Source organism: Weissella sp. MSCH1, assembly GCF_045799135.1.
Lineage (GTDB): Bacteria > Bacillota > Bacilli > Lactobacillales > Lactobacillaceae > Weissella.
The window spans coordinates 30,794-51,358 of the sequence record NZ_JBJMBA010000027.1; the positions used below are offsets into that span (position 1 = coordinate 30,794).

Annotated in this window: 19 protein-coding genes; 14 read left to right on the forward strand and 5 right to left on the reverse strand. The window is 46.0% G+C overall.

From position 1 onward, the window contains the following. Positions 1–209: 209 nt before the first annotated feature. The 3 genes from ACJ28U_RS01845 (at position 210) to budA (ending at position 5,361) form a co-directional block, all read left to right on the forward strand. Complete coding sequence (locus ACJ28U_RS01845) at positions 210–2,225, forward strand: toprim domain-containing protein (RefSeq protein WP_010369696.1); 2,016 nt, start codon at positions 210–212, stop codon at positions 2,223–2,225. 6 nt (positions 2,226–2,231) lie between these two features. Beyond that, entirely contained in the window at positions 2,232–4,508 is a 2,277-nt protein-coding gene (locus ACJ28U_RS01850) for a DNA gyrase subunit A (RefSeq protein WP_407618208.1), read from the forward strand. A 118-nt stretch (positions 4,509–4,626) separates the two neighbouring features. Beyond that, entirely contained in the window at positions 4,627–5,361 is a 735-nt protein-coding gene (gene budA / locus ACJ28U_RS01855) for an acetolactate decarboxylase (RefSeq protein ID WP_407618209.1), read from the forward strand. 405 nt (positions 5,362–5,766) lie between these two features. On the opposite strand, the gene ACJ28U_RS01860 is transcribed toward budA, so the two are convergent. After that, entirely contained in the window at positions 5,767–6,930 is a 1,164-nt protein-coding gene (locus ACJ28U_RS01860; RefSeq protein ID WP_407618210.1) for a M20 family metallopeptidase, read from the reverse strand. Between the two features lies 1 nt (position 6,931). Further along, on the reverse strand, positions 6,932–8,224 hold the full coding sequence (locus ACJ28U_RS01865) for an MFS transporter (protein ID WP_407618211.1): 1,293 nt from the start codon (positions 8,222–8,224) through the stop codon (positions 6,932–6,934). A 229-nt stretch (positions 8,225–8,453) separates the two neighbouring features. Between ACJ28U_RS01865 and ACJ28U_RS01870 the strand changes: the two genes are divergently transcribed. The 3 genes from ACJ28U_RS01870 (at position 8,454) to ACJ28U_RS01880 (ending at position 11,399) form a co-directional block, all read left to right on the forward strand. Then, positions 8,454–8,879: a hypothetical protein gene (locus tag ACJ28U_RS01870; RefSeq protein ID WP_043709460.1), complete on the forward strand. Its 426-nt coding sequence runs from the start codon at positions 8,454–8,456 to the stop codon at positions 8,877–8,879. Between the two features lie 88 nt (positions 8,880–8,967). Further along, positions 8,968–11,163, forward strand: coding sequence for an AAA family ATPase (locus ACJ28U_RS01875; protein ID WP_407618212.1), 2,196 nt, complete (start codon positions 8,968–8,970; stop codon positions 11,161–11,163). 11 nt (positions 11,164–11,174) lie between these two features. Further along, positions 11,175–11,399 (forward strand): hypothetical protein, encoded by a 225-nt coding sequence (locus ACJ28U_RS01880; RefSeq protein WP_407618213.1) that lies wholly within the window; start codon positions 11,175–11,177, stop codon positions 11,397–11,399. A gap of 47 nt (positions 11,400–11,446) precedes the next feature. Here ACJ28U_RS01880 and ACJ28U_RS01885 read toward each other — a convergent pair whose 3' ends face one another. Further along, on the reverse strand, positions 11,447–11,833 hold the full coding sequence (locus ACJ28U_RS01885) for a hypothetical protein (protein ID WP_407618214.1): 387 nt from the start codon (positions 11,831–11,833) through the stop codon (positions 11,447–11,449). A 140-nt stretch (positions 11,834–11,973) separates the two neighbouring features. Here ACJ28U_RS01885 and ACJ28U_RS01890 point away from each other — a divergent pair, with 140 nt between their 5' ends. Then, entirely contained in the window at positions 11,974–12,906 is a 933-nt protein-coding gene (locus ACJ28U_RS01890) for an ADP-ribosyltransferase (protein WP_407618215.1), read from the forward strand. Positions 12,907–12,959: 53 nt separating this feature from the next. Further along, entirely contained in the window at positions 12,960–13,601 is a 642-nt protein-coding gene (locus tag ACJ28U_RS01895; protein WP_407618216.1) for a YdcF family protein, read from the forward strand. Between the two features lie 68 nt (positions 13,602–13,669). Here ACJ28U_RS01895 and pnuC read toward each other — a convergent pair whose 3' ends face one another. Continuing rightward, positions 13,670–14,449 (reverse strand): nicotinamide riboside transporter PnuC, encoded by a 780-nt coding sequence (pnuC, locus tag ACJ28U_RS01900; protein WP_407618217.1) that lies wholly within the window; start codon positions 14,447–14,449, stop codon positions 13,670–13,672. 283 nt (positions 14,450–14,732) lie between these two features. Between pnuC and ACJ28U_RS01905 the strand changes: the two genes are divergently transcribed. Then, the gene (locus ACJ28U_RS01905) at positions 14,733–15,065 is read left to right on the forward strand and encodes a hypothetical protein (RefSeq protein WP_407618218.1); all 333 of its coding nucleotides are present in this window, start codon (positions 14,733–14,735) and stop codon (positions 15,063–15,065) included. Positions 15,066–15,106: 41 nt separating this feature from the next. On the opposite strand, the gene ACJ28U_RS01910 is transcribed toward ACJ28U_RS01905, so the two are convergent. Continuing rightward, the gene (locus ACJ28U_RS01910) at positions 15,107–15,472 is read right to left on the reverse strand and encodes a helix-turn-helix domain-containing protein (protein WP_407618219.1); all 366 of its coding nucleotides are present in this window, start codon (positions 15,470–15,472) and stop codon (positions 15,107–15,109) included. 314 nt (positions 15,473–15,786) lie between these two features. Between ACJ28U_RS01910 and ACJ28U_RS01915 the strand changes: the two genes are divergently transcribed. From ACJ28U_RS01915 to ACJ28U_RS01935, 5 genes are all read left to right on the forward strand, one after another. Continuing rightward, positions 15,787–16,017, forward strand: a complete 231-nt coding sequence (locus ACJ28U_RS01915; RefSeq protein ID WP_407618220.1) for a hypothetical protein — start codon at positions 15,787–15,789, stop codon at positions 16,015–16,017. A gap of 62 nt (positions 16,018–16,079) precedes the next feature. Beyond that, complete coding sequence (locus tag ACJ28U_RS01920; RefSeq protein WP_010369648.1) at positions 16,080–16,325, forward strand: hypothetical protein; 246 nt, start codon at positions 16,080–16,082, stop codon at positions 16,323–16,325. A 483-nt stretch (positions 16,326–16,808) separates the two neighbouring features. Beyond that, positions 16,809–18,674, forward strand: a complete 1,866-nt coding sequence (locus ACJ28U_RS01925) for a hypothetical protein (RefSeq protein WP_407618221.1) — start codon at positions 16,809–16,811, stop codon at positions 18,672–18,674. Positions 18,675–18,752: 78 nt separating this feature from the next. Continuing rightward, positions 18,753–19,238: a hypothetical protein gene (locus ACJ28U_RS01930; protein ID WP_407618222.1), complete on the forward strand. Its 486-nt coding sequence runs from the start codon at positions 18,753–18,755 to the stop codon at positions 19,236–19,238. A gap of 198 nt (positions 19,239–19,436) precedes the next feature. Continuing rightward, a complete protein-coding gene (locus ACJ28U_RS01935; RefSeq protein ID WP_407618223.1) occupies positions 19,437–20,546 on the forward strand; it encodes a hypothetical protein in 1,110 nt (369 codons plus the stop codon). Positions 20,547–20,565 lie beyond the last annotated feature (19 nt).

Here is a 20,565-nt window from a genome sequence, read left to right on the forward strand (position 1 = left end):
AGTCCCAGTCCAGAAACACTGAATACCTTTACAAATCGCTAAATATTGTTCAAACTGTATTATCAAAACCCGATAAGACTGGTATTATAGTACAGGCTGAGACTTGAATGCACAGTTTTGCACATGCAAACTGTCGTAAATAGGGCGCTGATGTTGCGCCAATAGACGTGTGTCTTAACACGCGATACATATAAATGGAGGTAGAACTAATGGCAATCATTAATGCCAATCAATTGAATCAAATTCGTATCAACCCTGATATGTATGGTGGTTCAAAGAGTACACCAACCCATGCCTTGCAGGAAGCCGTTGATAACGGAATCGATCAAATTTTAATTAAAAAAGCGGACCACTTGTGGATTACTTTTCACGAGGATGGTTCATATTCCGTTTTTGATAACGGTGAAGGAATGCCTGTTGAAGTTGCTGAGACGGCAAATGGCGATAAAATGCCAACCAACCGTATGGCATGGACGGTGCCAAATACATCAGGGCACTATACACAACAAGCCACGACCTCAATCGGAAAAAACGGTATCGGAACCAAGTTTGTGACGGCGACGTCAACGAAGACGGTCGGTACGATTTTGAAAGACGGTAAGTGGTATCAAGATATCTACACGTTGGATCCAGAAGTGGCGCCGGCATTTAAAGATAAGAGTGATAAAGCCGCTAAGTTGTTGAGCCGATCACCATTGATCTACGAGACTAAGTTGAATCGTAATCACCAATTGCCAAGCAAGACGTTGACGCAAAAGTTATACATTCATGGTCAAAGTCATGGCACGGAATTACGTTTCTGGCCAGACCCAGATATCTATGATTCAGTGGCCATCGATTGGACGGCCTTTAAGGACCGCTTGCACCAACAAGCCTTCTTAAACCCTGAAGCATCATTTACATTGATTAATGAAGCTACTGGCGAAGAAGTGTCATATCATGAACCAGAAGGATTGAAGGCGTATGTCGAGTATGTCTTTGAATCATCGAAGGAAGACAATGAAAAGCTAATTACAGGCATTCATGGTTTCTCTGGTCGGATTGAGACAAACGAGGGTGAGTGGATTGGTGCGGACGTTGCGTTTGCTTGGACAGACGGGGCAACACCACGCCAACGGTCATTCGTTAACTCAGTGGCTACGCCTGATGGTGGTACCCACGTTTCTGGTTTCAATGCTGGTGTGCGCCGCATGATGAACAATTATGCTGACAAACTTGGCTTGACGAAGGACTCGATTGATTCCCGTGATTTGCAACCTGGTTTGGTGGCGATTATTTCAGCGAACCACACGAAGCCACAATATACCGGACAAACCAAGGATAAGCTCTCAAACGTTGACGCTAAGACGGCAATTGATAAGATTACCTACGAGCAAGGTCAATTTGAGTGGGATAAGTACATCACTGATGTTGAAGCAGTTATTAAGCAAGCGTTAGAGCGGGCTGCTTTGCGTCGCAAGATTGATGACTTGTCAAAAATTAAGTTAGATTCAAAGGACATGAAGGCCAAGGTCTCAAAGAAGTTGAAGCCAGCCAAGAAGTTGCGTGGTGCTCGCGGTGTTGAACAAGCTGAATTGTTCATTACCGAGGGTGACTCAGCCTCTGGTTCTTTGACGCGTACCCGAATTAACGGTGAAGGTGGTATGTATCAAGCCATTTTCCCAATTCGTGGAAAGATTATTAACGCGTTGACGTCAACATCAGATAAGGTTTTTGCGAATACTGAAGTCTCAACGATTTTCAGTGCGATTGGCGCGGGAATCGGTGATAAGTATGACGAATCAAAGTTGAACTACGACAAGATCATCATCGCATCCGACTCTGACTCCGATGGTGACAATATTTTTGCGTTGTTGATTACGCTTTTCTCAAAGTACACGCCGCAATTATTGGAAAATGGACACGTCTATCGTGCCCAAGCCCCATTGTTTATTAATTACGATGAAAAGGGCAACACAGATTACATCTACACGGAACGTGATCAACAGGTTTACTTGGAAACGCACGACCCTAAGTTGGTTGAACGTGCCAAGGGACTTGGTGAAGTTGGTGACCCAATGACGCGTGAAACCTTGATTACACCAGGAACTCGTCATTTAACGCAATACACGACAAATGATATTGAAGCCTCAACGGAACTAGTTGATTTGTTGATGGGTAAGGAAGTGGCACCACGTCGTGCGTTCCTAATGGAAAACGCTGAATTTGCACATATTGAGGAATAAGAAATAATGGCGACAAAAAATAAAATCAAGATTGATTTGAAGCACGACAAGCCAGTTGTTGAAGACCTCGATCAATCAATGAAGCAAGCATTTACAAATTACGGGATTGCCGTTGCTTCTGATCGTTCAGTGCCAAATGTGCTGGATGGTTTGAAGCCGGTGCAACGTCGTATTTTGTACGCCATGACAATGGCAAAGTTGTCTCCAACCGCAAAGTTTAAGAAGTCACAGACGGTGGTTGGGGATGTGATGGGAAACTGGCACCCCCATGGTGATAATTACGGGTCAGTTGATTACTTGACGCAAAATTTCGTCTTCCCATTAGCACCAATCGAAGGACACGGTTCATTTACCGACATTTCTGGTAACCCAGCCGCTGCGGCCCGTTACACAGAGGTACGATTGTCACGTTTCGGTCAGTTGATGGTGAATGACCTATCTGAAAAGTTGGTCCCATACGAAGATAATTATGACAATACAAAGCGGATGCCACGGGTATTTCCGGCTAAGTTGCCATATTTGTTGATTAACGGGGTTAAGACAGGTATCGCGGTCGGTTTTACGAGTTCGATTGCACCGCACAACCCAGTTGATGCGACACGTTTGTTGAAGCAATACATCAAGACGCCAAAGATGACGCTTGATAAGGCGATTAGCATTCTGCAAGGTCCTGATTTGCCAACGGGTGGAACCTTGTACGGCGATGTTCGTGCATACTACAAGACTGGTGTGGGGAAGTTCCAAAATGCCGGGACAATTATTGATTCTGACGAAGATAAGAACACATTGATTATCACCGAAGTACCATACCGTATGGGTGGATCAATTAATTCTTACCTCGATAAGGTGAAGGATTTGATTGCCGATGGTAAGTTGAAGCCAATTCGGTCAATTGATGACTTCACGACGGATGAGGATATTGCTAACAACAAGGTCCGAATCGAAGTCACGTTGCAGAACAACTATGACCACGAACAAGCCAAGACGTTGCTGTTCCAAAAGACGGATTTGCGTCAAACGTACTCACTTGAATGGATGGCCTTGGATGGTTTGACACCCAAGCGCTACACACTGATGCAATACTTGCAGACAGTGGCAAACTTCCAACACACGTTGGTCGTGCGTGAGTACAAGGCAGATTTGGAAAAGGCGTCTGCACGCCTTGAAATTGTCGACGGTCTGATCCAAGTTCCTGACTTGATTCAAGCGATTGTGCATGCTGCCCAGAATACGGATGGCAAGGCGGACTTGATGCAAGTCTTGCAAGGCTTAAAGACAATTCCGGCACAAATGGCATCATTCAGCTTCACGGAACGTCAAGCTGATGCGATTGCGTCAATGCGTGTCTACCAATTGAACCGTGTGGATGCGCAAGCGTTGGTTGCTGAGAAGGCTGACCTGGAAGAACGTATTGCGATGGCAAAGCGTTATATCGAGGAACCAGATTTGCGTGTGCAATTGTTGTCTGAACGTTTGGATGAACAAATCAAGGCCTTGAGGAAGGACGGCTTTGGGTCACGACGTACCACGTTGGGTGATGAATCTGAGTTGAAGGCTAAGGTAGCGAAGACAGTCATTATTAACCCTGTGACGATTACGATTGATCGTTACGGTTACATCAAGATGACCGATAAGCGCGAAGTTGAAACGGACGATGAAATCCAATTTGTACTGCAAACAACGGACGATGATTGGTTGGAAATGTTTACAGCTGATGGACGCATGTTGCAAGTTGGGCTATCTAGCTTGAAGAAGTACAAGGCGCGCGATAATAATCGCGGAGATGCAGCGATGGCTGTGTTCGCCGATAACGGTTACACTGGTGATGACCGTGTGGTTCTTTGGACGACGCGTAAGCACCTTGATGAAGCTGGTACGGAAATTGTTATGGTTTCTAAGCGTGGTTTGGCGAAGCGCTTTGCAACGGCTGAATCTAAGCTAACAACCAAGACATTGCGTAAGACGGTGGAAGCTTATCCGGTGAAGGATGGCAGTGATGAATTGCTATTCGTACAACTGGTCAGCCAAACTGAAATTAAGAGCTTTGATATTATCGCCATTCGTGGTGAAGAATATAAGCGTATTAAGCTATCAGCCGTTAAGCTACAAGCTTCAGCGGCCGGTGCTGGTACACAGACATTTGTGGATAAGAAGAACTCAGCCGATTTGGATGCCGTTTACATTCTCAACGGTCCTGAAACAGATTTGTTGAAGGTTGCTGGCGTACAATTGCGTCAGCTACCAGTTCTACGTGAATCACAAACGTTCAAAAAGATTCAATAATCATAACGGAGGCTAATCAATTGATTGGCCCCGTTTTTTTGTAAAGACTAATCTTCAGTTATGTTCAGGTTTCAGGATTATAATAATCATCGAAGATAAAGATGAGGGGGTTGTAGAAATGGCAACTGTTTATCAACATGGCACATTAGAAGCATTAATAGCTGGTCAACTAGGCGGTACACTGCCACTTAGCGAGTTACTAAAGCACGGTGATACGGGAATAGGTACCTTACATGGCGTCGATGGTGAAGTGGTAATCTTGGATGGTGAGGTTTATCAAGCTGACGCAACCGGGACTGTAAATCACATTACTGATTTGACAGCAACCACGCCATTTTCAACGGTACATGATGGTCGTGATGTGACAGATCGAATCACGCTATCTGATGTGACGATGGCAAATATTGATTTAATCGAGAAGCGTCATTTGGCGAATAACTTCTCAGCGATTGTCTTACATGGTGTGATGGATCAAGTCTTAGTTCGCGTCGCACCAAAGGCGAATGAGCCATTCCCATCATTGCTCGAATTAACTAAGAATCAACCAACATTTGAACGAGAACAGGTCGCAGGAACGTTAGTCGGCTACTATTCTCCAGAATTGTATCAAGGCGCCACGTCAGCCGGCTGGCACGTGCACTTTATTAGCGATGATCGCCAATTTGCGGGCCACGTCTTGGAGTTTACCGCTGCAGAATTAACCGGCGAATTAACGGTGTTCGATGACTTCCAGTTGCACTTGCCAATTAATGACGCCTCATTCCGAGCGCATGAAGCAGTCAATATGGCAGAGCTGGATGCCGACATTCACGCTGCCGAAGACGAGCAACCGGAACCGGTATTGAACAAGTAAACATATGAATAAAACAAACGACGACGAATTGCTGATAGCTATTCGGTCGTCGTTTTTTGTTTGTCGGTTATATAAGAAAGATTAATGGTGAAAATGCACATCTCACGGATTCACGATGTATTAAGCTGACTAGAACTGTTAAGCTGCCGCAAGGTGGGTGGGATGTTTCCGGAGCGCTCAAAACCTTGGCAACATGCCGCATGGCCGGCGCTATCCGGATAAACCCATACCGACCTGGAAGGCTTACGGGGAATTATTTGCCCGGCCGGATGGCGTCCGCGCCATTCGGTTGCCAAGTTTTGAGCTTTGCCGGAGGAGACGTCCCACCCACCTTGCTCGTGCGGTAGCACGACCACGGCAAAACGACAGAAAAAAGCATACCGAACATCCGGTATGCTTTATCGCTTACTTTAAACTGTTTTCAACTAATTTAACAAACATGGCCGAACCAACAGGCATGCAAGCCTCATCAACAATAAACTTCGGGTGGTGATTAATAAACTCATAACCATCTGCTGCTAATCCAGCACCCAAGCCAAAGAATGTACCTGGACGAACATCCGTGTAGGCTGAGAAATCCTCACCAGCCATCAATGGTGGCATTGGATACATCCGTTCTTCACCAACCACTTCGCGCGCCGCATCAATCACTTGATCCGTTTGTTCCTTGCTGTTGATGACGGAACCGTAACCCTTTTGGAAGTCTAGGTCATACTCAGCCCCGTACATCGCACACACATGCTTGATAATGTCGCGAATCATGCGTTCCATGTCAGCGCGGACCTGTGGGTTGCGTGAGCGGACAGATGATTTAATGTGTGCGGTATGCGGAATAACATTGTTGACGGAACCAGCCGTGAACTGTCCCCAAGAAACCAATGCTGGCTCATCTGGTGCGACACGGCGGGCAATCATGTTGTTGATTGATTGAATAATCTCCGTACCAATTGTAATTGGATCGATTGATTGTTCTGGTGCCATCGCGTGGGCGCCACGTCCCTTAATCGTCAAGTTGAAGAGGTCAGATGAGGCTGTTACAGGACCGTATGCAAAGCCGACTGAACCGGTTGCAGTGTCTGGAAAGACGTGGAGTCCAAATACTTCATCAACGTCGTCGAGCACGCCAGCTTCAACGAGGGCAATTGCACCACCAGGTGGGACTTCTTCGGCTGCTTGAAAGATGAACTTTACGTCACCGTGCAAGGCGTCACGTGTTTCCACCAGTGCGAAGAGCGATCCAAGGAGAATGGCAGCGTGGACATCGTGACCACAAGAGTGCATCACACCTGGGTTCAGTGACTTGAAGTCAACATCCGCTAACTCGTCCATCGGCAGGGCATCGATATCGGCACGCAAGGCAAGGGTCTTGCCAGGGTGACCACCGTGCAACGTTGCGACTAAGCCAGTTGGTGAAGGCTTGTCGATGGTTAAACCAGGTACATCACGAAGCAAGTTCTCAATGTAGGCTGTGGTTTCAAATTCTTCAAATGAGACTTCAGCGTGTTGGTGCATCCAACGGCGCCATTTAAGTTGTTCAGCAACTGGAATACGTGTTAGGACTGTTTCCATATTAATTCACCTCGTTTTCGACTGGCTTGTGCTTGGGAATGAAACGTGACAAAACAAATAGCAACGCACCCAAAATGACAAAGTAGATAAAGACCATGAAGTAGGCGCCACTGGCCATATCAACCAGTAAACCAATCAATGTTGGTGAGATGATACCGCCCAAGATACCGCCAGTTGCAACAATGGCGTATGAGGGACCAAACTTGTGAGCCGCAAAACGCTTAACTGGCAATGACATCAATGTCACAAATGTAGTTGCTGAGAAGAACTCGCCAAGCGAAAGGGCAACGGTAATCACCCCAGTATTGGTTGACATCGAGGCGGCAAATAAACTCAGCGCACCAAGCATACCCGCGATACCAATCACCGTTTTTTCCTTTCCGAAGAAGAACTTACCAACGATATATGAACCGCCGATTGCACCCACCAAGAAGGCCGCACCACCAACGGCTGTGATGTGTCCTTGAACAATCGTACTTAGACCGACTGATTGAATCAGGTAAGAAGGCATCCAATTAATCATGCCGTACATCATCGCGTTAATCGTGAAATTTAAGATACCGAGCAACCAAACAAAGGGTTCGCTGATAACTTCTCGAAGCTTCGCAGCCGGGACGTCTTCAGCAACAGGCGTCTCCTCTGTGCTGTCAGTAGTGAGGTTTTTAGCTTGCTTGTCGCTAGGTAGGACAAAGCGTAGGATAATTCCGACGATAACTGAAGCACCAGCAATCATCCAGAAGGCACGTTGCCAACCATAATCGGCTAGGACGGGAGACACGACCAAAGGCACGATAATCCCGGAAATGCCAGAAGCTGAAATTAGAATACCTTGCGCTAAGGTGCGTTGATCAAGCGGTAACTTAGTGGCGACCTCTTTAGCAGCACTTGGCGCATAACCAGAATGGGCAATCGCACCGGCTAAGAAACGAATCACGATGATAAACATGACGGCCTTGGCAAAACCAGCTAGTGTCGCAAACACGGCGATGGCGGCCATTGCGAATGTCAAAATTGGCTTTGACCCAAGCTTTGTATTTAAAATTCCGGCCGGAACTTGCATGGCAGCGTATCCAATGAAGAAGGCAGACATCACCATCCCTTTTTGTACGTTACTGAACCCGAAGTCCTGCTGCATGCTGACCAGAATGATTCCAATCGCATTTTTATCAAAGTAAATCATGATAAAGCCTAAGAAGAGGGCTGCAACAAGCGTGATAGTACGGGCCGAAACCTTTGATTTCGCTTTGGCAGCCGGCTTTTCGACGGCTTTAGGAAGAACTCTTTCATCATCCATAATATTGTCTACTCCTTTGCATGGCTGAATAGTATTGTATTGCTTTCAATTTACATGCTGACTTTGTGTAAATTGTGAAAATCAACCGATAGATATCTGGCTTTGTCTAGACCAATTAGAAACGCAACGGATTTTTCACAATCTGGTCAGACTGTTTCAGGTTTCGCCTACTGCATTTTCACGTTTATCCGGCATCATGGTAAAAAATGATGTTTGGAGGAGTATTTTGATGGCAGTTGATATTTTTAAGCACCAAATGGATGATGAAACATTACAGGGTGTTCGTGCCTTGCGTGTTTATGGGGATGGCTTGCAACAATACATGGCTAAGGAAGCAACAAGTGCGTTGCATACCCAGAATGGTGATGTGATCCTAGGTGAAATTTTGTGGCGGCTGATGGCAAACTATCGTAATGACGCTGAAATGGTCCAACAGCGCGTCAAGCAAGCACTGGCTGAAGTCGATGTGACTGTTGATAATGACCAAGATTTAGCAGCCGGCTTAGACTTGTTGGACCGTGATGAATACATGCGCAACAAATTAATTGGTGATGTGGCCGAGATGTTTAAGGAAAAGGGGTACAGCATTAAGTTAGCCCGACCTGAGGGGTATGTCCTGCAAAATCCAATGGAATCAAAAATTTCTGATAAGTAATCTAAAACGGGCGTTCATCGAATCAGATGGGCGCCCGTTTTGCTGTGGTAAAATAGATTTCTGAGTAAAAAAGAGATGAGGTTACGAGATGCAAGAGATGTATGAACAAGCCCGTAGCCTAGTGAAAGCAAAAGACTATGCGCAAGCAGAACACCTGTTGGCTAAGTTGTATGCCCAGGACCCGCAGTATCGTGCGGTGGCGTATTATTACGGCCGGGTGTTGTTTTCCTTGAAAAAGAATGACCATTCAGCCGAGGTATTAGCCGGGTACGTACGGCAACGGCCAACGCCAAAGTCGAATATAGCGAATACTTATTTTTATTTGGCCAAGTTAGCGTTGCGTGATGAAGACGCTGACACGGCCCAAAAATTTATTAAGCGGGCAGCTGCACGTGGATTAAAGAATGAGCGTTTAGAAAAGATTCAGCAACAAATTTGGCAAGTTGCGGCAACACAGACTGAGGACAAACCGGTTTTGAACTCGCGTATGCAGGTACGCTTAGATCGATTGGCCTCGAACGGTAATCCGATTGTGATGACGACCGAAAAAGAATACCAATCAGCCTATATTTTCGTGGATGGGCTGAGTTATCAGCAGATTACTATGTTAGGCGACCGTGAATGGCATGAATTACGTCTGACCACGCCTCGTTGGACGAATATCCCAGGTTATATGAGTGCGTCTGTGCTGGAATCACGGACTTACTATGATAAGTATCTGCCACTGATGCCGGACATTCGTTATATGTCGGCCTTTAATGATTACTTGGAGGAAAATGCGTATTTCCAACAGAAATGGGAATTGTCCAAGGTCTTTGCGTTACTACAGGTACCGGAGTTTAATAAGGCAATCGTTGAACAACTCTTGGATGAGAGTCGTCAAACGGATGGTCAAGTTTTGAAGCACTTAGCCGCGGTCGATGATTTAGTAATGCTTAAACAAGCTGGTGAAGTATTGCCAGTGCAAGAACGCCAACGTTTCCGGTCTTTGCCGTTGATGCAATCATCAGAGTTCGGCTTTATCAATGACGATGAATCATCTGGATATTTATATCTGAAACAGAAGCTAGCAGCTGAACGGACAGTCCGGAAGGCGATTGCCGCGACGACGGATCGCGTGCTACCGTTCCGCGAACAGGTGGGAGACTTTAAGCCACTTGGTGAACAGGCGGACTTTATCCAATGGTTGCGCCGTGAGCCACGCCGGGTAGTGGCCTTATTAGGCGTTGGTGGTAGTGGTAAGACGTTTGTTTTGGGAAATATTCTCCAGACGGATCAAGTGGTGGCCTTGGCACCAACCCACAAAGCCAAGTTGAATCTGGTTGATAATGGGTTCCAGACGGTTGGTACGGTGCAATCAGTCGTCGCTGATACGGATACCGCCCAGGCCTTTAAGTCATTTAAAACGGTTATCGTTGATGAGGTATCCATGATGACCATGGAGATGATGGCACAATTGTTGGCCTTTTTCAGTTCGGATACTCGTTTTATCCTGATTGGTGATGACGCGCAGTTACCACCAGTGAGTTTAGATGAAGATGCCTTATCTGTGACGGGCGATTTGATTGGCATGCTCCGGACCTTTGGCACTGGCTTTATTTTCCAAAATAACCATCGTGCGCGGAATGCGCAATTGCGTGAATTTATCGCCCATGTCCGAGCAGGGGATGCAAATTACTTGCGACAAACACCGCTGTACCAGACTGAAACGTACCGGAATATGCTACAAGACAAAATGCAGCATCTCGAGTTGGATGACACGATGATTCTCGCGTATACAAATCAGCGCGTTGCCCAGATAAATGAGTACTTCTTCAACCACCTATCAGCTGGTATGGACGACATCATCCCATTTACGAAGCGCGGTAAGTATGGTCGTGGTGGCTTTTTCATTGGCGCGAAGGTTATGTTTTATAACAATGATCAATCACATCAATTCGGGTACACGACGAGTGAATATGGCGAGGTGACCAATCTGCGCCAGAATAATATGGCCGGTGACTATGGTGAAGTTGAAGTGACCATTCCAGCGACCGGCAAAGTGTATAAGTTGCCAATCTGGCAGGCACGCCAAGATTTATTGCTGGCCTATGCTATTACGATTCACAAATCGCAGGGTAGTGGTGCTCGTAAGGTTTACGTGATGGAAGCAGCCGACTATGGCTTGGCATATACGGCGGTCTCACGTGCGAAAGAAGAACTTGTCTTTGTCGACTATGATCGCGAAATGTTGATTCAAGCGTTAGCGACCCCGTCACCAAAGAAAATTAATTTGTATCGTTAATACAGGACAGCATGATGAAAAAATTTGTGGATTACATACCGTTTATCGGTACCTTAGCCTTTTTGATTGGTTATATGTATCATATGGAAGCATTGAATATCGTCATGGGGCTGAGTTACGTGCTGTGGGGTGTGTTGAAGTGGCGTGAGACCAAGCAAGTAGCGTTTACATTATCTGCATTATTGGGTGTGGCCATTATTTTTGTTGAACTTGTCGTCATGGCTGGGTGGCGGTAAATAAAAAGTCCGAAACAGCATTTTGTTTCGGACTTTTTTCGGTAAACTTATTTTTCGTTGGTCTCGCTGACCTTGACCATGCCACCGTCTGGAATATCGGCGACATTAATGACGTTGGTATTCGTCTGTTTGATGGTTTTGACAACCTTGTTATGCTTATCTAATACTTGCACCTTTAACCAGCCGGACTGTTGTTCACTGGTTGACCAGTTGGCTTGCCAATTTGCGGCAGCACGCGCACCAAAAATGGTTTTAACAATTGGTGTTGTGCCAGCTTCAAGCTGTTGCTTAGGCACAAAGAACAGGCCGGCAACAATTGCAATGACACCAATCAAAACAGGGAAGCGAGATTTTGCGTCAGATTTTGTGTTATAAAAAATCATGCCGATTACCGCGACGATGGCGGCCAAAATAAATAGACTAAGTGGCATCATATGGACGAACCCTTTCTTATAGTTAGTTTTAGTATATCGTAAATTTAGTTTAGCGACGTATTTTAACTTTCAATTTGTCAGAAATGTTACAACGTGTCATAATGTTGACATAATAAAAGTGGAAATTGGGGATGAATGCTATGAAGATGTGGCAAACAAGTTTATTGGTGATGGTTGGGGCTGCTGGCTTGATTGGAACGACTGCGCCAGTGGCTGTACATGCGGACGGCGTGCAAAGTAGTCAATCAGCAACAACCGCAACGGTACAGTCGAACATTAACTATACGTTGGCGGGGGATGCCATTGCAGTCCAAAAGTTGCGGTTGGGTAAAACTATGACTGACGGCACCACCTTAGTTAAGATTTACTACATGAAGGCTGGTGAAACACTGAAGCTGTCGGGCCCTTATACCGATTTGGGTGGCTACACGGTGACGTCGACTGACTTGCCTAAGATTGATACAGATAAGTATGTCTACGTGTTGAATGATGAGGGGTTGTCACAAGATGGGCTGACATTGAATCATCAGGATCCAGCAACCAAAATGTCGAAGGACGAACCCAAGTTTAGTCAGTACAGCCAAACCTGGGCCAAGCGTTTGTCGAAGAAGCAAGTCGCTGCCATTAACGAATACAGCAAAAACTATGGTGATATGAATAACTGGCTACGCGGACTGGATAAGCATGCCTCAAAAGCAACTAAGGCTGAAATCAAGTCAATTGATACAGCGTTCAAGCGATTTAAGAATCCCAAGGCAACCACGGTTTGGCGTGGCTTGTCGACGGATGGTTTTAAGGCTGGGTTGACTGGCAAGTTAGGGGTTGGGGCAACTTATCGTGATAAAGGGTATATGAGTGCCACGTTTGACCAAGAAATTGCAAAGAAGTACGGTACGGGCATCGTCCTTGAAATCACGTTGCCAAAGGGCAAGTCAACAGGGGCCTATATCGGTAACTTGTCAGATTGGAAGATTGAGAAAGAATATTTGATCAAGCACGGTAGTCAGTTTAAGGTCACTGGGATTGCTGATTTAGGGGATAACAAGTTAGTTAGTCTGAAGTATGTGAAGTAGTATAATGAACGCACAGACAGAAACTTTATAAAGCTACGGACGGAGGGTGTGCAATGAACGAAAAAGTATTAACAGCTGCTAAAGTGTTATATGACTTTCATCATCAAGAACGACCTACCGACCATGCAGATTTTATCCTGACGATGGGCTCACACGACCTACGTCCGGCTGAACATGCAGCCGAGCTATTTCTGCAAGGTAAAGCCGACTTCATTGTGGCAACTGGTGGTTTTGGCAAAATCACCCGTGATCTTTGGCAAATTCCGGAAGCTGAAAAATATGCAGAGATCATGCAGACAGCTGGTGTACCTGCTGATAAAATTCTCATTGAAAACGCGTCGACCAATTCTGGTCAAAACTTTCAATTCACGAAGCGCTTGTTGGCATCGAAGCAGATTACCGTCCAAAGCGGCTTGATTGTCAGTAAGACATATCTCGGTCGCCGGGCGATGGCGACAGCGCAACGACAATGGCCTGAAGTTGATTGGTATATCGATTCACCAGCCATGCCATTTGAACAATATCCAACCGCTGATGTGCCGCTTGAACGAATGATTGCGCTAATGGTGGGCGATACGCAACGTTTGTTGACGTACCCGGATCTGGGTTTCCAGGTTCCAGTGACTTTGCCAGATCAAGTTCTAAGGGCGTATGAATACCTAATTGCGCAGGGTTATACGACCTATTTACAGTGAATTTAATCATTTTAAAAGGGTGTAACCAGTCGTCTTGCCAGCGACGGTTACACCCTTTGGTTTAGTGATTATGCAGTTTGTGGCCGGAACCATAAGTAAGCACCATAGAGCCCATTAAGCAAAGCGCTAATTTGCAGCACCAACATCGATAGCGCCGCAGCGCCGCCATGACGGAGTTGTACAGCCCAAATGATGACGTTAATGACGTCCAGAATGAGCCAAGCAACCCACTGTGACCGGTACCCGTAGGTCATTAAAATCTGGCCAATCACACCCAGCACCAGCAATGAGGCATCCAAATAGATTTGATTACCGTGTAGTGCATGGGATAGCGCGACGTTTGCACCATATAATAGCAGTGAAAAGCCAATAGCCCAAATGACCATCGTGTTGGTGAGTCGTCTTGGTACAACAGCATCATTTTGCGAAGCGGCAATTGACCGGTGCCAAACGGCAATACCAACGAACTGTGCGGTAAAATAGAACAGTTGTGATGATATGTCGCCAATTAACCGATTATGAAAGGCAATTACCAGCCAAGTACTGGTTGAGATTAAGCCCCAACCGTAATTCGTTAACCGACCCCGATCAACCAGAATTAAGTTGAATGCTGTGGCAAACGAGGTTAATAAGCCAATCCACCCAATTGTCGAGTAATCGTGCTGGAAGGCAAAGGCGACCACCGAGGCGGTTAACATACTGCCAAGTAACAGGTGTTCCCGCCGATTTAAGGTGACAAGTTCCCGGACCATTGTGACCGGGTTGATAGCATCCCACAATTGGTGAGGTGCCGGGATAGTGCGACGCATTGCCACTGTGGCAGATGCGAGCGAGTGATATGAGAACATAGGTGTTCCTCCGATTGTTGAAAACCCACCGATTCGGTAACGTGGGCGCATGCGACATGCGACTGGTGCAAAAATTACACCGGCCGGTTTGTTTTTTGAGAGGCGGTTGTATCCCGTAAAACCCTCTGAGCTGTTTAACGACAAGCTCAAGTCGGCGCTGAATTATCAACGTGGCATAACTTTAACGCCAAAGGGGCATAATAGCAAGCGTGAATTTAATTAGCAAAATATCAGCTTTTCAACAGCTGGAAAAGTGCTAGACTGTCCGTAAGGGGGTAGTACGATGTTTTTTAATAAGCAACGCCGTATTGATCGGCTTGAACGGGCCCAAGTTCTAGATGCAGTGATGGGACTGCAGCAGGTATTGAACGAAGCCGATGTGATTAATGAACTTTTGCTGGTGGCCCAACGCGTGGCAACCCGTATGGAACGCGGCGAGGATGCCCGACGGTGGGCGAATCGCTTAGTGGCCTATATTGATTTTAGCGTTTTCAACCACACCTTTACCTTACCGGATGGCGCTGCACCGTATGTGGCGCAATTACGTGAAATTGGTAAACTGGCTGGCGTAAACGGTGCTTATCGAACGGATTACGGGTCCGCCGCCCAATTCTAAGCAAAATGAAAACCGCGTACCCAAATGAGTACGCGGTTTTGTTAGTCAAATTGTGTTAAATCTTTTTGAATGAGCCGCTTCAAGGTTTGCAGTTGCAACTTTGATAGACCAGCCGACTCGATCAAGGCAACGATTTCTTCCATGTAGGTATCAATCTCAGTAAATTCGAGGGGTAAGGTCTCGACACTGTTATCACGGCTGTCGGTGTAGCCAAGCAAGTAATTAACTGAAACGCCTAGTACGTTCGCAACGGCCTCAACGTGAGCGATGGTCGGCTCTTTAAACTTCCAACCGTAAATGGTGTTTGTGCCTAATTCGGCCACATTATTAATGGTTCGAAGGGAATAGCCTTGTTCATCTGCAATTTCTTTAATGCGATTAAAAGTAATGGGTGTGAATGCTGCCATATGAAAGCTTCTTTCTAGCCGAATGCGACTATGTGATACTTCTATTGAACCCCATTAGCGGTGGATCCGTCAAATGATTATATAGTGATTAAGCGAATAACACCATTTTTTCGGACTTTTGCACTTTTACTTACAAAAAGTATTAAAATAATATGAGGGAGATTAAAAGTGTTATCACCCGGTTAAAAATGTTAGTCAATAAAGTCATGCTCTCCAGCTGTGGTAGGTTGGGAACGTGACTTTTCGTTTTTGAAATATTGGTTGACAGAAAGTATTAAGCAACACGTTTCGACGTGTGCAAAGAGGGATTTAATATGGCAAACTTTGATGCATCAAGCACAGGAATTGGTAACATCCACTACGGGTTTACGAAGTCAACTGGGATTGACACGGCACCCGTCATCGAAACCCAAGGGTTGAACAAGGGGGCGTACCATGCACAATTAGTTGAACGGTATACCCAATTGTTGACGCAACGTGACCACGTGTCATACGCGGCCATTCGGCAACAATTGCACGTTGATGATACGACGATTCACCACTAGCGCGTGAAACAGGACTCTCAGCTAAATAAGGGTTGCTGTCGTTGGAAGGGGATGATATCGGCATGACTAGACAGAACGATCGAAAAAATCTTGAAAAACGACTTGCTGACTTAGAGAAAGACCGCGATGAAATGGCGGCCGAACTGGATTTGAAATCAAATCGGGGGCGTCTGTTGGAACATCGTGATGCATTGCGCTTTGACTACTTGGAGACGCAAAATGCGTTGCTACTTAATCAACAAGCTGAACTGTTGACGTTGGTTACAACGCTTGAGAAGAAACTTGCGCAATTGACACAAGATAATTAACTAAAAGCACCGGACTCACGCAGTTGCGTAGGTCCGGTGTTTTTTTCGCATCAAGAATATTGTGATTGTTGAGATTATAGAAGGTGTGACACGATGCGGAAGCCACTAAATAAGTGTACGCCGAATCCATGCGGTTACGGCAAAGTTCCGCAATTTAGGTATTGGTCAGTGCAACGACAATGGATTCCAGACATTTGTGTTAACTAGTATAGAAAGGACTATACTAATGGCGGGTTCAAAACATGCCGTCAAATTGTGTCGCTTTGCCAACTGACTTTTCTCAAGCAGCATGATATTGAACCGTTATTTTGGGATGACCACATCACCGTGCACAGCGAGGCCGGTAATGTGGTCTTTTTGGTATATGCCCAAAGACGCAACTTCTGCCAAACACTGGGGTGGCGTGCTATGCTAGAAATAGTGATTTTCACACATGGTGTTTGGCAACACCGCAAGAGAATAATGAGATTTGAGGGTATTGAGATGGCAAAGGTTAATAAGAAACAGCTGAAACATTTATTACAGCAACAAACACAAGTGCCCCGTACGAACAAAACGACGACGCCACTTGCACAAACAATCCAACACAAGTTATTAAATTTACAGGAACTAATGGGACGAGCGGTGGCTCAGAAAAGTGTGGTCCATACGAAAGCAGCGATTGTCTTGCAACAATTGCAAGAAACCATCGTGGATGCCTATTCGGATGAGGCGAAACCACTGACACTGACTGATTACGAAGTGAAACCACATCTCGGCCACTACATGCTGACACACGCTGAACGTGGCGATATCATGATGGCATACGAAGACTTCGCCACCGCGGTATCAATGATGGTGAAAGGGACGCGCTCGTATGCTGATCTGCAGGCGTTGCTACAGATTGATGACGCGATGCAACTCGAAGATTACTTCGAACTTAGACCAGATGATAAGGTGACACCTGCGCGCCGTCCGGCTAAACCGTTGAAGCGCCGTCTGGCTGACATGGTGGTTTCACAGGACACCCAGCCGGATACCACAGTGACGGATTTGCAAAGCGAAATCAACCGATTGAACAAGGCCAACAAGACCTTAAAGAAGGAAGCGCAAGCCAACATGGCCCGGGCTGTCGCTGCTGAAAACGAAGCGGATAATCTTCGCCAAAACCTGGCCAACGTCGAGACATCCGTAAGTGCAACAACCGACGATCAAGCGGCGTTACAGGCGCAACTTAAGCAGCAAGCGACTGAGCTTGACGCTGCCAACAACATGTTGATGACCTATAAAAAGCGACTCGATGAATTTGAAATTGCGGATGGTGAGCAAGACAATAACCGACGCGAGAATGAACAACTCCGTCAGCAAGTGCGTGAATTGGCAGCTAGTCAACAAGCGTTGCAAGCTGATTTAGCGCAAGCACAACAGGAAAACGACCGGTTACACGGTGAATTAGCCCAGACGGCTGTTACCCAACCACAACCAACGATGACGGCTACGGGGATGTTCGATGATGCCAATGCGGTGACCATTATGAATGTCTTGGCAGAGAAAATCGCGACGCTGCAACAAGGTGTGCCGGCGACACCGGTAACCGAACCAGCTGAAGTCGCAAGCGAACCAACGTCAACGGAACCAGTACCGGCAGCTATTACCCCAGCCACGTTGACAAACCGGGAGATGATGGACTTACTAATCGCAAACTTGTCAGCAGATACGGTTACTGATTATGTCCGGCTTGATCGTTTGGTTGATAAGTACAACACGTTAACTAATGATGAAAAATCACTTTGGCAGCAGGTACAGGGGCAATTCGTTAAAAACGCCGGCTATTGGGATTTTGTGACCCTGAATGATGTAACGTATAGCAGTTTGGATGACCAGATTGACTATAATGGCATTGATACGGCCGCAATTGCTGAGCACGTTATTTATTCAGCTAAGGTGCGTTCCGATACAAATGTGGTTGTCATCTTGAGGAGTCTCCGGGCGATTGATGAATCAGCGACCAAAGTAAAAGATGAGCCGGCCGAAGCGGAGACGCATGATACTGATGACCGCTTAGCTGGTAAACGGGTGATGATTGTTTCCTGGTTTGGTCAGTCAGCCGGGATGGCTAAGCGCCGTATCGAAGAATATGGTGCGGCAGTTGACTGGATTGATACCTCAAAGATTGGTGAAGGCAAAGTCAATGACATGCTGTGGAATGATAAGTATGATTTGAAGATTGTGGTGATGAATGGTTCGCATCACCATACGGTCTGGGAAGCTTACGAAGTCATTCGCAAGGATCCCGAATTGAATGTGCGGGTGGAGGCCAACCCAGGTGTCTCAACGATGCTCAACATGGCCTTAGACTTAGCTGACTAAAAGTTTGGATGCCTGGTTTTGGACCGTTTCTCGGTATAATGACGGTAAACAACCGTGAAACTAGAGGAGGACGGTCTAATGACACCAACTGAGTTAGAAAAATTAAAGCAAGCGCAACATCAGCCGGATTTAAGCGGTCTGGCTGTTTCAGGGATCGGATTTGCGCATGGTAAAAATATGACGTTACTTGACGACGTTATTTTGAATGACGCGGGTAACCCGGTCATCCATACGAAAGACCAATTAGAATTTGCTTTGGACCACAAGTTCGGCAAGTTTGTGACGCGTGGGGAAGCGAACGATGTCATGTGGGCATTTTTCAATGACGAACGGGTTCAGAAAAATGCGACCACGACATACAATGCCCAGTTGGGGATGGCGGCGATGACCTTGAACACGGCCGCTTTAGAAAAAGTTGTGAAGTTGCTACGCTTGTTTATCAAAATTGGCGGACTTCTCGTTAAACTTATTCGGGAGGCCAAAAATATTCGGGCCGAATTTGTCTCAGATGGCACGGATGACGCGTCGACGCCTGATGAAACAACTTGGACCGTTGATTGCTGATAATGGGTTGTATACAAATATTTTACTAAGACGTCTGAGTTCAGTTAATGTGTTCGGACGCTTTTTGTTTGATGAATAATTCTGGAATACAATACACATTCATACTACTAATATATTGTATTTAGGAATAATGCAATATATCGGAAAAACCTGGTAAACTGGAAAAGTTATTTTTTTCTGGAGAGAGGTTCATAAGTTATGAAGAGATTGTTAGGTTTGGTAGCACTAACGCTCGTTTTGTTGGTAGTAGATTTTAAGGTGGTCGGACTTTTATTGGCCGTGATTATTGTGTTTGCGGCGCTAGCATATTTTGGAGACAAGCGTGAGTTGTTCGCCAAAGTATTTAACATTGATAAAAAGCCCGTTCGTTATGCCGCGATTGCGGTGCCAGTGGTTTTGTTGATGATTGCTGTCGTTGGTGGTATTCACAATCACGCAGTAGCAGCGCACGAAGCCGCAGTCGAACAAAAGCGTGAAGCGAAGCAAGCAGCAGATAAGTCTGCGTTGCAAGCAATCAAGTTTTCAGCAACGAATATGGTTGCTAAGACTGATGCAAAGGGTAAGTTTACTTATCGGTTTACGGCTGACGCTAAGCGAATTGACGTCGACTTCACACAAGCTGAGACTGAAGCAATGAATGCGTCGGTTAAGAAAGTCGGTCACCATTCATACGAACTAACAGGTGATATTGCAAAGTTTGCCAAGTCAGACGATGTTAGTTACACGCTATACCTTGATGGTGAGCGCAAGCAAGAGAAGAAAGAGACGATTACGGTTGAAAACCTATCGGATGCTCACAAGAAGTTTGTTGCTGATCGCAAGGCAGCCGCAGCAGCTTCAGCAAGTAAGGCAGCAAGTGAATCAGCAGCGAGTGAGTCAGCTCGTAAGGCGTCGTCTGAGGCCCGCAAGGCATCGATTGCGGCATCGGAAGCAGCCTCTTCATCACAAGCTGCAGCAGCATCTGCTAGTTCGGTCGCTGCTAAGCAACAAGAGGCAGATAATAACGCGGCTAATTATTCATACGCGATGTTGATGAAGTCAGATGATCACTCTGGTGAACCATACCACTTGACGGGTACTGTTTTCCAAGCGGATTCAGAAGATGGCATTGAGTCATTGTTGGTAGATATTGACGGTGATGCTGATTTGGTTGAAGTTATGGTAAATGGGACCACAAATGCCGTGGAGGATAGCACGGTATCGATTTACGGCAAGTTGACTGATCGTTACTCATACGACACGAAAATTGGCGGAAGCAATACTGTACCAGCCATGGTTGCGTCATCAGATGATGTAACAGTGCAATAATAGAATAACCAAAAATGAG